This is a genomic window from Desulfurispora sp. (assembly GCF_052744395.1).
This window is the reverse complement of the sequence record NZ_JBRAJI010000033.1, coordinates 1-13,614: the sequence shown is the minus strand read 5'-3', so window position 1 is coordinate 13,614 and position 13,614 is coordinate 1. Positions and strand designations below refer to the sequence as shown.

The following is a 13,614-nucleotide window of genomic DNA, read 5'->3' as shown; positions in this document are numbered from 1 at the left end:
CCTCATTTGGAATTATGCTAAAATCTTATTAAGCATAATTTCCAGAATGCGGGGTGGGGACATGCGCATACCCGGCAGCCCCACAATCAAGGAGTTTTTACTCTACTTTTACCAGATCATGCCCAGTTTGCTGCTCGGCGGGCTTTTTTACTGCATTGTTCACTGTTACAGTTTTCAAAACGGGATGGTGCTCATCCCCATAGCAGCCAGCATTTACCTGCTATACACCTTCTTTGGGCATTCGGAAGAAGATGATGAAATATAAAAAATGCGCAAGCCCTGAGAACAGAACGCTTGCGCATTAATTTTTCATGTTATTATTGATTATGACGGCCAGGGCATCAGGAGTGGTCAGAAATGCTTTCCAATATTAACACTACCTCCCGGACAACCCCATCCCGGGATCATATCTTGCTGCTTCATGACGGCTCACCCTCCGCTGCCAGAGCAGGGGAACTGGCTGTCAGCCTGGCTGCTGCCATGCAGCTGGCCCTGCACATAGTGTTCCACCTGGGCCACAACTGGACCAGGCTGCTGGGTGACGAATGGCTGAGCAACGCCAGCACCCGCCGGGAATTCTGGTGCTGGCTGGAAGAAGACCTGCTGGTTCAGGCCCGGGCAATTATGTCACCCCTGGAAGAACAGGCAGAGCAGATCGGGGTAGCTGTCCGGACAGAAATAATCACCGGTCATCCGGAACAGAAGCTGGTGGAACTGGTCAACAGCTCCCGAACCGCACTGCTGGTACTCCCCCACCCCCGCAGCAGGCCGCCTGCCCCATTCCGCCCGCTGCAGCTGGATATCCGTGCCGTAATTGATAAAGTAGACTGTGCCGTAGTAATTGGACCGGCTGCTGCCGGCCAGCGGAACCCGGCGGAACTGTTAAAAAAAGAAATCAAAAAACAGGTCAGGTGTTAATCAACCATGCGCCAGAAACTCGTCAAAAACCTGCAGCGTCTGCTGGGGAAAGAAAAAATCCACTCCGCCCCGGAAGACCTGTTTTGCTACTCCTACGATGGTACCTTTCTCACCGGAACACCGGCAGTCGTGGTACGGCCCTCCTCCTCCCAGGAGGTGGCAGCTGTGGTGCGGCTGGCCGCAGAAGAAAACATCCCCATCGTCCCCCGGGGGGCGGGAACCGGCCTGAGCGGCGGCGCGGTGCCGGAAAAGGGCAGTATTGTCCTGGATCTGACAGCCATGCACCGCATTGTGGAAATAGATACCGAGAATATGCTGGTGGTAGTGGAACCGGGCGTGGTTACGGCCGACCTGCACCGGGCGGTGGAAAACAAAGGGCTTTTCTATCCACCCGACCCGTCCAGTTCCCCGGTCTGCACCCTGGGGGGCAATATCGCCGAATGTGCCGGCGGGCCCCGGGGCCTGAAATACGGCGTCACCAGGGATTATGTGCTGGGGCTGGAGGTAGTGCTGGCCAGCGGTGAGATCATCCAGTGCGGGGGCAAAACCGTCAAAAATGTCAGCGGTTACGACCTGACGCGTCTGCTGGTGGGCTCCGAGGGCACCCTGGGTATTATCACCCGGGCATTTTTGCGCCTGCTTCCCCGGCCCGAGGGCCGGAGAACACTGCGCGCCGACTTCCCGGAAATCGAGCGGGCGGCGCAAGCGGTTTCCGCCATCTTCAGCAGCGGCATCCTGCCGGCCGCGCTGGAACTGATGGATGATGTGACCATTCGCTGTGTGGAAAATTACCTCCACTGCGGCCTCCCCCTGGATGTGGAAGCCATGCTGCTCGTGGAAGTGGACGGGCCGGCGATCGCCCTGGATGAGCAGATCAAGTATATCGCCGATATCTGTACCCGCAGTGGTGCCGTTCGGGTTGAGCTGCCCCGCACCCCATCGGCAGCAGAGGAACTGTGGCGGGCCAGAAAGGCGGTTTCACCCGCCCTGGTCCAGATCAAGCCCACCAAGATTTCCGAGGACGCCACCGTACCCCGCAGCCGGATACCGGCCCTGGTCAGAGCAATCAAGGACATCGCCCAAAGGCACCGGCTGACCATTGCCATATTTGGCCACGCCGGAGACGGCAATTTGCATCCCAATCTGCTGGTGGACAAAAACGATCCCGATGAAATGGACCGCGCGGCAGCAGCCACGGCCGAAATATTCCATTCTGCCCTCGCCCTGGGCGGTACCCTCTCTGGCGAACACGGCATTGGCCTGCTCAAGGCTCCCTATCTGGACCGCCAGTTTGGACCGGCGGGAGTGGCGGCCATGCAACGGATCAAGAAGGCCCTGGATCCCCGGGGTATTCTGAATCCGGGCAAGATTTTCGGAAGGAGCTAGCACCGGTGTTCCAGGAAGAGGAAATCAGCTACCAGATCAACCGCTGCAGCAAATGCGGCTCCTGCCGGGAGGTCTGCCCTGTATTCCGGCAGCTGGGCAGCGAGCCCTGGGTGGCCAGAGCCCGGGTACAGCTGGCCGGCGCCATACTTACCGGCCAGCTCAATTTTTCCCGCCGCCTGAAGCAGATTATGGATACCTGCCTGCTGTGCCGGGCCTGTGTGGAGCGCTGCCCCAACGGTGTGCGGGTGGATGAGCTGGTGCTCTGGGCCAGAGCACAGGCACTGGAGCATCCCCAGCGTCCCCCGGCCCGGATAGTTTTGCTGCGCGGCGTTCTGACCCACCCCCGCAGGCTGCAGCTGCTGGGCCAGGCCGCCGCCCTCAGTCAGAAAACAGGCCTGGGGAAAAAACTGCGCGGACAGCTGCTGCCCCGGGTGCCCGTTCGACCTTTCCCCCGGCTGTTCACCCCCCGGGAGATCAAAAATCCCCGCTGCCGGGTGCTCTACTTTGCCGGTTGTCTGACCCGGTACGCCTATCAACAAACCGGACGGGCAGTGCTGAAGGTGTTGGAGCAGAACAACGTCCAGGTAATTTTATCCGCACCGGACTGCTGCGGCATGCCGGCACTGGCGGCAGGCGACCTGCCAACCGCCCGAGATCTGGCCCGGCGCCATGTGATCGCCTGGCAGAATACGCCGGCGGACTATATCGTCACTGACTGCGCCAGCTGCGGGGAAATGCTCAAAACATACGGCCGCCTGCTGGCCCGGGATGAGATCTGGCGCGCAGCCGGCGATATGGCCGGCCGGGTGGTGGATATTAATGCCTTTCTGGTGCACCGGACTGCTCTGGCCACCGGCCAGCGCCAGGTGCCGCTGACTGTAACCTATCACGATCCCTGCCACTTAAAAAGAGGTCAGGGGGTTTTCCGGGAACCGCGTCAGATTCTCTCCGCCATTCCCGGCCTTGAGCTGGTAGAAATGGCCGCCAGCGACACCTGCTGCGGCCTGGCCGGTTCTTTCGGATTCGTTCACCCCGACCTGGCCGCCCGCATCGTGGAACAAAAACTGGCCAGTATTAGGGCCACCGCCGCCCGGGCCGTGGTCACCGCCTGCCCGTCCTGCCGCCTGCAGCTGGCCTCGGGCCTGGCCCGAACAGGGCGGGCTTTACCCGTTTTCCACCCGGTGGAACTGCTAGCCATGACTTACGATACAGAATGAACCGGGAGATGAACTTTTCATGAACCTACCCCGTTTTGCCAAAATCAGACAGCACTTCCCTCGCCCCGTAATTACTGATATCCCCGGGCACATCCGAGTCCAGCTGCAGAAAATCAACCTGCCGGCCCGGCTGCGGCCCGGTCAGAAAATAGCTCTCACCGCCGGTTCACGGGGCATAGCCAGTATGCCTGTCATTCTGCACACTCTGGTAGAAGCCGTGCGCGCCGCCGGAGCCCAGCCCTTTGTACTGGCGGCCATGGGCAGCCACGGCGGAGGCAGTATTAAGGGCCAGCTGGACGTTCTGGCGACGCTGGGCATTACCGAAAACAGCATGGGCTGCCTGGTGCTGGCCACGACCGATACAGTAGAAATCGGCCAGACCGCCGGCGGCTTCAGGGTGCACTGTGATGCCCTGGCCTGGCAAGCGGACGGCATACTGGTGGTAAACCGCGTTAAACCCCACACCACCTTCCACGGGCCGGTGGAAAGCGGCCTGTTGAAAATGCTGACCGTGGGTCTGGGCAAAGCGCCGGGAGCCGGCGCCTTTCACCGCACCAGACCGGAGGCCATGGCCCGGACACTCCTGGAAGCGGGTGATATTTTTCTTCAATCGGGGAAAATAGTAGCCGGTCTGGCCGTAGTGGAAAACGGTTATGAGGAAATCGCCCTGCTGGAGGCCGCACTGCCTCAGGATTTGATAGCCATGGAACAGCAGCTCCTGCAGGAAGCCTACCGGTTGCTGCCCCGCCTGCCGGTGGACAGCCTGGATTTCCTGGTAGTGGAGGAAATGGGCAAGAACATCAGCGGCACGGGCATGGACGTCAATGTGATCGGCCGGATGAGAATGGTCGGGGTGCCGGAACCCCGGCACCCCTTTATTGAACGCATTGTGGTTCTGGATCTGACGGCCCCGTCCCACGGCAATGCCACCGGTATCGGCCTGGCCGACATCACCACCGCCCGCCTGGCTGACAAAATAAACTGGGAAACTACTTACTGGAACTGCCTGACCAGCGGCAACCTGCAGCGGGCCATGCTGCCCGTAGTCATGCCCGATGACGAAAAAGCCATCGCAGCGGCTCTGCACAGCCTGGCGGCGGGCCATCCGGACAATCTGCGGGGGGCCATCATCAAGAACACCCGGGAACTGGAATACCTTCTGGTCACAGAAAAACTGGCCCGGGAACTGGCCGGACGGGACAACATGGAAATCGCCGGCCCGCCCCGGCCGCTGGTATTTGCCGGCGGCCGGCTGACACTGGACTGGCGGGCTTAATCCAAAGCTGGCGTATAGCCAGGCCACCGCTTGTTCCCTTCGTCCTCCGGCAGCATCCCCAGCCGGGTATAATGGACCCATAAATTAAGACAGCAAAACAGGGGGGCATAAGAACCGAATGAATGTGCGCAAGCAATACACACCGGAGTTTAAGAGCAAAGTTGTACTGGAAATTCTCCGGGAAGAAAAGACCCTCTCCGATTGATGAAATATACACAGCTCATCCCTACTATGGTTCGCGACGCATAACCGAGCAATTACGCCGGGAAGGGCTCACCATTAATCGCAAAACAGTGCAGCGGCATATGCGCGAGATGGGCATTGTCGGCATCCATCCAGGTCCCAATCTGAGCAGACGTCATCAACAACATAAAATTTACCCGTATTTACTGAAGAACCTGGCTATCACATATCCCAACCAGGTGTGGAGCATAGATATTACCTGCATACGCCTGCAAAGAGGATGGATGTACCTGGTGGCAATACTAGATCTATACTCGCGTTACGTAGTGGAGTGGAGGACCGATCTCTCGCTAGATATAGCCTTTGTCCTAAAAACAGTACAGGATGCCCTGGAACGTTCCCAGCCACAGATCATGAACAGTGACCAGGGAAGCCACTTTACCAGTCCACAGTACATAGCATTGCTAAAAGAAGCACAAGTACAGATAAGCATGGATGGTAAAGGTCGTGCAGCAGACAACATACTTATAGAGCGTTTTTGGCGCACCTTGAAGTATGAAGAAGTCTATCTGCACGATTACGCCAGTCCACGGGAGGCCAGACAGAAAATATCTGATTACATCTATTTTTACAACAATTTGCGCCTGCATCAGACCCTGGGATACCGTACACCAGCAGAATTATACCTGCCACAATACCAAAAAGCGCAGGAAGAAGTGGCTGTAACACGGGATAGCACAATACTGACAAAGGCATTCCAGCAAACCTAATATGGACAAACAAAAAACGACCACTTATTCTTGCTTACCCGGCCTGGCCGATTCTATTGTCCGGTTAGGCACCTGTCAAGGGTAAATCACCTGCGGTGACGGCTGACGCCGCCCTTGACAGGTGCCTTCCCGGACAAAATAAAAAAAATCAGGCCGGGTAAGCAAAAAAGTTGTTTGTTTTGGGGAAGGGGATATGCTCAAAAGAGACTGCCATTTTCATGTTATAATATGCCATTTATGGGAACCGAGCAGAATTTTATCTGCTTCAATTGGGCAACCTGTGTCATTACAAAACATAAGTTTGGCTCTAAAAAATTTTAAAATGCTGTCTTGACAATGGGGTCCACCATAATTCTATATATTTCTACTTCATTATGGCTAACCACTAACCCGATCGAAACAAAGCCTCTCCATTTCTCCCTACCGAGCAGGACTTGTTTAAAAAAGGGTAGAATTGTAGATATTGCAGATATTCCGTCAATATCGATCCAGGGGAGTAGTCATATTTCATGTCCGATCATACCGGCGCAAATCAACCGGCCACACCGGAAGCCGGGGAGCAGCTTTCCCCGCCTGCCCCGGCCGGCCCGGAGCAATGCCTGGATATACTGTTCCAGCACGAGACACCCGAGCTGCAGGAAGCATTGAAAGACCTGGTCATGCTCTCGGGCGTGCTGAAAGACCTGGCGGCGGAGCAGTTCTGGCGCCAGCCCACCCAGGTGCTGGACACGCTGCGCTGTCTAGAACTGCTGCGCCGCAGCACCTTCTACGAGGAAGAGGCCGTACAGGGAGAGGAAGAGCTGGTCTATCGCTTTCAACGGGAATACCAAAATGCCGCCACCATTGACATCCCCCGCCTGGTACGCCTGTGCCGCCGCTACAACTGGGTAACGGCGGCAGGCAATCCGCCGCTGCGCCTTACTTCCACCGGCCGGCGCATGGTGGGGCAGATTTTCCGCTTTGCCAACGACAGCCTCTATTACTACCGCCAGGCCCCTTCCGTGCGCGAGCTTTACCAGGCCGAACGGGACCTGCAACTGGCCCGGGCCTATGAAGACATCGGCATCGGCCGCTACGATACCATCGCCAGCGTCCTGCACAATCTGGAAAGCGCGGTCAACGATCTGCGTCTGCAGCGAGAAAAATACATCCAGGACCGCCGCGCCCTGGAAAGGTACGAAGCGGTGCTGGCGCTGGTGGAAATGCTGGAAAAAGAACTGACCCGCCGCCTGCAGGAAGTGCAGGGCGCGGTCAGCGCCCGGCTGGAACGCCAACATCAGCGCAGCGCCACTCTCTTTTACCGTGTGCTGCAAGAGCTGAGCGCCCTGCTGGGGGAAAACGCCTACATTACCCAGCTGCAAATCGGCCGCCGCATCACCCGGGTGGATCCGGACAAATTCCTGCGCTACCTTGTGGATGCCTTCGGACAATCACTGCCCGCCCTGACCAGCCCTCCCCTGCAGATCATGCGCAATATGGAAGAGGGAGTGTACGAACTGGACGAAGACGAAGAACTGGCGGCGGGCCTCTGGCTGCCCTTCCACCTGCCTTTTTTCCTGACCGGCGAGGATATCGAACGAGGCGGACGCCAGATTGCCCACTGGCTGGAAAAGTGGGCTCCTTCCCCCGCAGCAGCCGATTTTTCACCCGTGGAATACCAGCAGGCCCGGGTGGTTTCTCAGCGGGAGCTGGCCAGCCTGGTGGGACAGGCCACCTCCATTGGCGATGAACTGGCCACCGATACCCGTCCCATGGTGGAAGCCATCCGCCACCACCCCGGCGAATCGGTGGGCGGGCTGATAAACCTCCTGGCCCGTGGTTGGGGGGATGCCGTACGTCAGCTCTTCGTGCTGGGCTTTTTAATCCAGACCGGGGAAGCCCGCACCTTTGAATATGCAGCCGGTGACCCCCAAGAAAAGCGGCGTCGGCTGCGCTGGCGGGTGAATTACCCCTCCGGCAAGGTACGCTATGTAAAAGGCACAGCTAGATTGGGCCGGCATCTGGAAAGGTGAACAAACCATGTCCGAACTACTGGAAACCACTGAAAACATTGCCGGTGACCGGGCAAAGTCCGGAACCGCAGCCATGGCTGAACAGGCCAGCCCCTCTGCGGAATGCGATGCCGGCTGGCTCATGCTGAACAAACGGGAGCAACAGGCTCTGTGTGAAATACTGATTTCCAGCAAAAGTTTCACCGGCATCAGCAAACAGCGCCTTTTGCGCATTTTGCGCAAAAGGGACCCGGAGCACCTGGGCATGTTCTTGCGCAAGGTCAACCAGGTGCTGGGCGACGCGCTGCGGGTGATTTACGATGAGGAGGCCGACCGCTGCCTGGCCCTGACCCGGGCCAGCGCCGACTGGGTGCAGGAAATGCTGGACGACCACCATCTGGCGCTGCTGCTGTTCTGTTTTTACCTGGGCATGACCTCGCGCACGGGCAACATCACTTTTGACGAGCTGCATCAGCACCTGCAGCGCTCCTCACTTTATGCGGAAAGAAAACTCCTGGCCGCCCTGGATCACCTGGTAAAATGCGGCTTTCTGCGCCAGGAAGAATATGGCGGCGAAAATGAGGAGAAAAAGCGCCTGTACCGCTTAACCACCGCTGCCAAACATGCCTTTCCCCCCCGCTATCTAATGCGGGTGCTGTCCGAAACCCAGGGCGGAGAGGTCACTCTGGAACAGGTACGGGATTTTTTCGCCCTGGACCGGCCGGAACAGTCCGGCGGAGAAACAGCCGGAGATACAAGGGAAATCCGCCTGTTTTAGTTTTTTTACATTTACCAACAATCCATCAATTGACCGCAGGCAGGTGAAGCTATGTACCCCATCGCATTCCGACTTTCCGGCATCAGGGACTTTGTGCCCACCGAGATGGATCTGGGAGGGCCGGCCGACGATGTGCTCATCGGCGGTCTGAACGGTTCAGGCAAATCCACACTGGTCTACGCCATGTCCTTTGCCCTGGTGAGCGGCCGCATTATGGTGGACGGGCTGCGCTCCAAAACCCTGCGGCGAGAAACCGACCCCTGGCATGCCCGGGTGGGCATGCTTTTCCACAACCCACCGGGCCCCCGGCAGAAAGATGCACCGGAATATGTGGAACTGGTGGCCGAAGTAAAGTCACCCGGGGGCTCGGAGCGCAAATACATCAATTATTACCTGCTGGGCGGTGAAACCAGGGACAAGTTGCACCAACTGCGTCGCTTTGAAACCCGCCTGCAGGCTCATGACTACTATCGCCGGGTTTTCGACATCGACGCCGACGGTTATTTCATGTTCTGGTACCAGGGTACCATTGCCGAGTTTGCCAATATCAGCGACGCCGCCCGTTTTCAGAAAGTAGCCGAGATGTTCCGCCTGGACGATATCCAGAGGGAGTGGCGCATCGCCCTGGAAGAAATGAAGCGGGCCCAGGAGGACTTCGAACGGGCCCGCACCGTGGCCCTGGTCAAGATGCGCCGCCTGCAGGAGCTGGAAAAGCACAAAAACGCCCTGGAACAGCGCAACAGACTGCGCCGGGATGCTCTGCTGCTACTGGAAACCTGTTATCAATCATTCCTGCACCTGCTGACCGAACAGATGGCTACAATCAAAGAAAAACAGACCGCGCTGCGCAAACAGCTGGAGCAACTGTCCGGAGAACAGGAAAAATGCGAGCTTCAGATGCGCGATCTGCAGGCACAGCTGGAAACGTGTCAGCTGCACCGTCAGAAAGGCGAGCTAAAATTGAAAGCCCTGGAACAGGCCCTGCGCCGCCGGGAGCAGGAACTGGCCGCATGGCGCCACGAGCGGGACGGTCTGCAAAAAAGGGTAGCGGAAATTGAAAGCAAAATCCGCCATATCCACCGTACCCGGGACGAACTGCAGCAGGAAAAAGGCCGCCTGCAGCAGGTGCTGGAATCGCTGGACAAGCGCCTGACAGAGCTGGAGGAAGCAAAGCATACTTTAAGCCGGCAGCGCGAGGATATTCTGAAACAGGCCGGCGCCCTGCAAAACAAAGCCGGGGAACTGGACAACATCATTCAAAACCTCAAGCGCCTGGACCAGGAATTGCCCCCGGCAGAATGGCTAAAGGAACGGGAGTCCACCCTGCGGCGGGAACGGGATCGGCTGGTGGTCCAGTCACAGCAGCTGGAAGAACAGATCACCCGGCTGGAACAGGAACAGCAGCGGCTGGAAAAGCAGCAGTCGCTGCTTTTGCCCGAGCAGGAAAAAATTCTGCAGATATACCGCCAGGCCGGCATCGAGGCCGTAGCCTTCGGTGAACTCTTTGAAGCCGCTACAGCCGGTACACAGGCGGAGCAAATCCTGGCCCCCCTGAAACATACCATTTTTGTGCATAAACTGCTGGAAAATGTGCCTGTGGAAAAATCCTTCTACATTGTCGCTGTGGGAGAAGGAGGCGGGGGGCTATTTTTCCCGGGCGACCCTCTGGCGCGTTTCAGCGGCCTGGTGCGCCCGGTGCCAGCGGTGCAGCAGCGCCTTTCTCCCGAATTTCTACGGGGTATCAAGCGCTGGCTGTCCCAGGTGGAGATTTTGCCCGCAGAGGAAAGCCGGCCGGCGGGCCGGGGAAAGCTGCGCCTCTGGCGGGGTCTGCTGTGGGACTCCTACGGGCTGCGCGGCCCGGTGGACCGGCAGGAAGCCCTGGGCATTACGGCATTGCAAATAGCCCGCCAGAAAGTTAGCGAGCAGCTAAAACAGGCCCGGGAACTGCTCTCAGAAGCTTCCACCCGGCTTAAGCTGCTGAGTGACGAGCTGGCGCAATCCACTTCCCTGCTCCATCATCGCCAGGATGTGGACAGAGAGCTGCCAGCGCGGCAGAACGAACTGGCCGCCACCCGGCGAGAACTGGAGCAGGTGCAGGAAAAACTGGTGGAATTAACAGCGCGATTGGCCGAAATGGAACAAGCCCGCGATGCGGCGCGGGATGAGCAGAACAAGTATTCCAGCGCCCTGCGGCAGGTGGAAGGCGAACTGGCGGTTTATGTGGAATACGAGCGGGAAGCCGCTTCCATCAGCCGGCTGCGGGAACTGGAGCAAGCCATCGCCCGCGCTGAAAACGATCAGAACACTGATAAAACCGCCCGCGACAATCTGCTGGGCGAGCTGGATCTGCTCGCCGGCGAAATCAAAATCCTGCTCCAGCGGCGGGATGAGCTGGCCGCTCTGGCCAGTGCCGGCCAGCGGGAGCTGGAAAAACTCCGCCAGGAAGACAATCAGCTGTCCGAACAGGCGGACAGCCTGGAGCTGGAGGCAGAAGAACTGCGGCAGGCCCGGGAGGACATGCACCGGAACTTTGCAGCGGTGATCAACGACCTGCGCAGTACCGGGCAGTGGACGGTGCGGGAGCTGGCCGAGCGGGAAATCACCCGGGCCAACCTGGAAAGAAAGCTGCATGAAGGCCGCCGCCAGCTGGAGGATGCCCTGTCCCGGGTGGTAGACGAAGAAGCGGCAGTGAAGTACAACGATTTTGCTTATGAATTCAACGCCGCCGCCCGGGAACTGGAAGAATGCCAACTACGCTTTGAAAACCTGAAAAGAAAGGAAGAAGAACAGCGCAACCGTTACGATAAAGCGGTGTACATGCGCTGGAAGCGGGCCAATGAGCGGTTCAGCCGCTTTATGGAGCGGCTGGGCATGATAGGAAAAATAGAGTCCATCCCACCCGGCGAAGAAGAGCGCCATCCCTCCTACCGCTGGGAACTTCATGTATCCACCCGCCTGGGCCACAAGCCCGAACGCATCAACCCGGAATCGGGACGGCTGGTGGGCGAAGGCATTTCCGGCGGCGAACGGGCCGCTACTTCCCTGCTGTTTGCCCTGGCCCTGCTGGGCGACATTGAACAGAAACCGCCTTTTTATGTGCTGGACGAGTTTGACAGCGCCCTGGACGAGGAACGCAAACACGAGATTTTTGATCTCTTCCGCCAGGAGCTGGGCCGCAAACTGATTGTAGTTTCCCCCAAAGTGCACGGTGACCGTTACCTGGACCGGTTTGGCAAATTCCACTGTGTGGTGGCCAACCCGGGGATCAGTCCGGGCCGCTCGGTGAGTGAAATTTATGAGGTGAGCAGGGAAAAATATGCCGATGCCATACCGGATAGCCAGAATACGGACTAAAGGAACAGCCTGTCCCAGAGCGGCGGTTCACCCAGGTATTCCTCCTGCTCCGTATTGCGCAGGGCAGGATTATGCTGCAGGCGGGATGACCATTCCTCAAAGCTGCACAGTTGCCCGGGCGGCAGCACAAAAAGCGTACCGGGCAACATACCGGCCACGGCAGCGGCAATGGACTGCCCGGCGGCATCGGTATCCACCCAGGCATAAAAATTGCGCCCTGCCGCTTGCCCCAGCTCCTGCAGCAAGCGGCGGTGCGCCCCCCGCAGCCGGCCGTCCAGCCCCAGCACCAGCAGATCGGTCTGCCGGGCCAGCCAGCCGGTTTTATACATCTTGAGCAACAGGGCGCGGTTTTCGGTAAGCAATACTTTGCCGGCCCGGGACTGGATGGCCGCCGCTTCCTCCACCTGAATGTTGGTCAGCGCCACCAGCGCCTGCCGGTTTACCTGCAAAGGCATACCACCCCCGCTACTTTGCAGGCTCAGATCACCCACCAGGTAGATGCTGTACAGGCTGCCCCGGGAAATCAGACCCACCTGCTCGGGCGAAAAACCGCTGATCGTTTCCAGAAACTCCAACAACTGAGGGCGCAAGCGATCAAAACGCTTGGACGCCCCAATCCCCGGGAACAATACCGGGCCCAGTTCCTTCCACTCAAAGCCGGTATCCCTCACCTGCAACATGTATCCTGTACACAGCAGGAACTCCACCGCCAGAGTAAAATTATTGGGCAGACGTCCAGGCTGGAAACGCCAGGTGCCTCCCCTCCAGGATATTTCCGGAACCGGCCCCTCCCCGGCCAGATAACACCGCACCTGCCCGAAATACTCCGTCAGGCAAGTAATTATTCGGCACAGTACCTCGCCCCGCACACCAACCAGCATTCGGCCCCCATCTCGCAGCCTCTCCAGCAGAGCCTGTTGCCCGGACAGCCACTCCCTGACCACCCTGTCCTGCTGCCCGGCCTGTTCCGCCAGAGCGGCCCTGAGCCGGTCGCCCGGCACAAGGCGCACCTCCACCTGGGAAAGACCATCCCGCCCCAGTTTTATCTGTTTGTCCACCCAGCAGGCCGATATGAGATTTTCCAGCAACTCCTCGGGCGAATAGCCCGTGGACACGGCCTCCCGGGCCAGCGCCTCCAGCACAGCCCGATAAGTATAGCTCTGACGGCGGGCAAACAAGTTCAGCACCACCTGCCGCACCCCCGCCGGCGGATTTTCCACCCCCAACTCCGGGTTACCCTTTTCCACCAGGGCCACCGGCAGCAGAGTGCGGGCGGTTTCCCGGTACATCTTCCAAACCAGCCGGCCGTTGGGGGCCAGAATAGGACCGTGGGTTTTTATTTCTTTCATGATATAAAAAACTCCCATTGAAATTTGGTTTATTTTTCTCTTGCTGCAGAATTATAGTGTCGACATCAGGGTAAATGATTTTATACATTCCCGCCGTCTGCCTTTTCCTGCAAAGTTCGCCTCAAGCTGTCGAAAACATCCTTATGGGAAAAACGCTGATTGGTTTGTTTTGCTTGCCATTCCGCTTCCTTCATCCGTGATCTATTTACCATATATGTCACTTATTACCATTTTATCCTGGAAATTTACCGCTTCCACCCAGTGGGGCAACAAACGTTCTCTGCTGACGGTAGGATCGACGCCCTCACCCATGAAGTAAATAATGAGCAGGAGAGGGTCCTCGTCAATACCGGCAGCCTTGAGTACACGGCCCATCATAACCGGCGCAATAG

The 13,614-nt window shown here is 58.2% G+C and carries 10 protein-coding genes and 1 pseudogene; 9 read left to right on the top strand and 2 right to left on the bottom strand.

Annotated features, from left to right (window positions below):
* Positions 1-61: 61 nt before the first annotated feature.
* The 9 genes and pseudogenes from ACUVTU_RS09530 (at position 62) to ACUVTU_RS09490 (ending at position 11,873) form a co-directional block, all read left to right on the top strand.
* Entirely contained in the window at positions 62-265 is a 204-nt protein-coding gene (locus ACUVTU_RS09530; protein WP_445889730.1) for a hypothetical protein, read from the top strand.
* Positions 266-357: 92 nt separating this feature from the next.
* On the top strand, positions 358-918 hold the full coding sequence (locus ACUVTU_RS09525; RefSeq protein WP_445889729.1) for a universal stress protein: 561 nt from the start codon (positions 358-360) through the stop codon (positions 916-918).
* A 6-nt stretch (positions 919-924) separates the two neighbouring features.
* Positions 925-2,304, top strand: a complete 1,380-nt coding sequence (locus tag ACUVTU_RS09520; RefSeq protein ID WP_445889728.1) for an FAD-binding oxidoreductase — start codon at positions 925-927, stop codon at positions 2,302-2,304.
* 5 nt (positions 2,305-2,309) lie between these two features.
* Positions 2,310-3,521: a (Fe-S)-binding protein gene (locus ACUVTU_RS09515; protein WP_445889727.1), complete on the top strand. Its 1,212-nt coding sequence runs from the start codon at positions 2,310-2,312 to the stop codon at positions 3,519-3,521.
* Positions 3,522-3,540: 19 nt separating this feature from the next.
* Entirely contained in the window at positions 3,541-4,797 is a 1,257-nt protein-coding gene (locus tag ACUVTU_RS09510) for a lactate racemase domain-containing protein (protein WP_445889726.1), read from the top strand.
* Between the two features lie 200 nt (positions 4,798-4,997).
* Positions 4,998-5,750: pseudogene (locus ACUVTU_RS09505) on the top strand (IS3 family transposase); the annotation flags it as partial.
* Positions 5,751-6,259: 509 nt separating this feature from the next.
* Positions 6,260-7,762 carry a hypothetical protein gene (locus ACUVTU_RS09500; protein WP_445889725.1) on the top strand — a complete coding sequence of 501 codons (1,503 nt, stop codon included), beginning with the start codon at positions 6,260-6,262 and terminating at the stop codon, positions 7,760-7,762.
* Between the two features lie 7 nt (positions 7,763-7,769).
* Positions 7,770-8,519 (top strand): hypothetical protein, encoded by a 750-nt coding sequence (locus tag ACUVTU_RS09495; protein WP_445889724.1) that lies wholly within the window; start codon positions 7,770-7,772, stop codon positions 8,517-8,519.
* Between the two features lie 51 nt (positions 8,520-8,570).
* On the top strand, positions 8,571-11,873 hold the full coding sequence (locus tag ACUVTU_RS09490; RefSeq protein WP_445889723.1) for a hypothetical protein: 3,303 nt from the start codon (positions 8,571-8,573) through the stop codon (positions 11,871-11,873).
* Here ACUVTU_RS09490 and ACUVTU_RS09485 read toward each other — a convergent pair.
* Positions 11,870-13,222 (bottom strand): hypothetical protein, encoded by a 1,353-nt coding sequence (locus tag ACUVTU_RS09485; protein ID WP_445889722.1) that lies wholly within the window; start codon positions 13,220-13,222, stop codon positions 11,870-11,872. The genes ACUVTU_RS09490 and ACUVTU_RS09485 overlap by 4 nt on opposite strands.
* Positions 13,223-13,423: 201 nt before the next feature.
* On the bottom strand, positions 13,424-13,614 hold a 191-nt coding region (locus ACUVTU_RS09480), incomplete at its 5' end, for a hypothetical protein (protein WP_445889721.1).

Coding starts and splice junctions, on each gene's coding strand:
- ACUVTU_RS09520 (WP_445889728.1), top strand. CDS start 925: ATGCGCCAGAAACTCGTCAAAAACCTGCAGCGTCTGCTGGGGAAAGAA.
- ACUVTU_RS09485 (WP_445889722.1), bottom strand. CDS start 13,222: ATGAAAGAAATAAAAACCCACGGTCCTATTCTGGCCCCCAACGGCCGG.
- ACUVTU_RS09500 (WP_445889725.1), top strand. CDS start 6,260: ATGTCCGATCATACCGGCGCAAATCAACCGGCCACACCGGAAGCCGGG.
- ACUVTU_RS09530 (WP_445889730.1), top strand. CDS start 62: ATGCGCATACCCGGCAGCCCCACAATCAAGGAGTTTTTACTCTACTTT.
- ACUVTU_RS09510 (WP_445889726.1), top strand. CDS start 3,541: ATGAACCTACCCCGTTTTGCCAAAATCAGACAGCACTTCCCTCGCCCC.
- ACUVTU_RS09495 (WP_445889724.1), top strand. CDS start 7,770: ATGTCCGAACTACTGGAAACCACTGAAAACATTGCCGGTGACCGGGCA.
- ACUVTU_RS09490 (WP_445889723.1), top strand. CDS start 8,571: ATGTACCCCATCGCATTCCGACTTTCCGGCATCAGGGACTTTGTGCCC.
- ACUVTU_RS09525 (WP_445889729.1), top strand. CDS start 358: ATGCTTTCCAATATTAACACTACCTCCCGGACAACCCCATCCCGGGAT.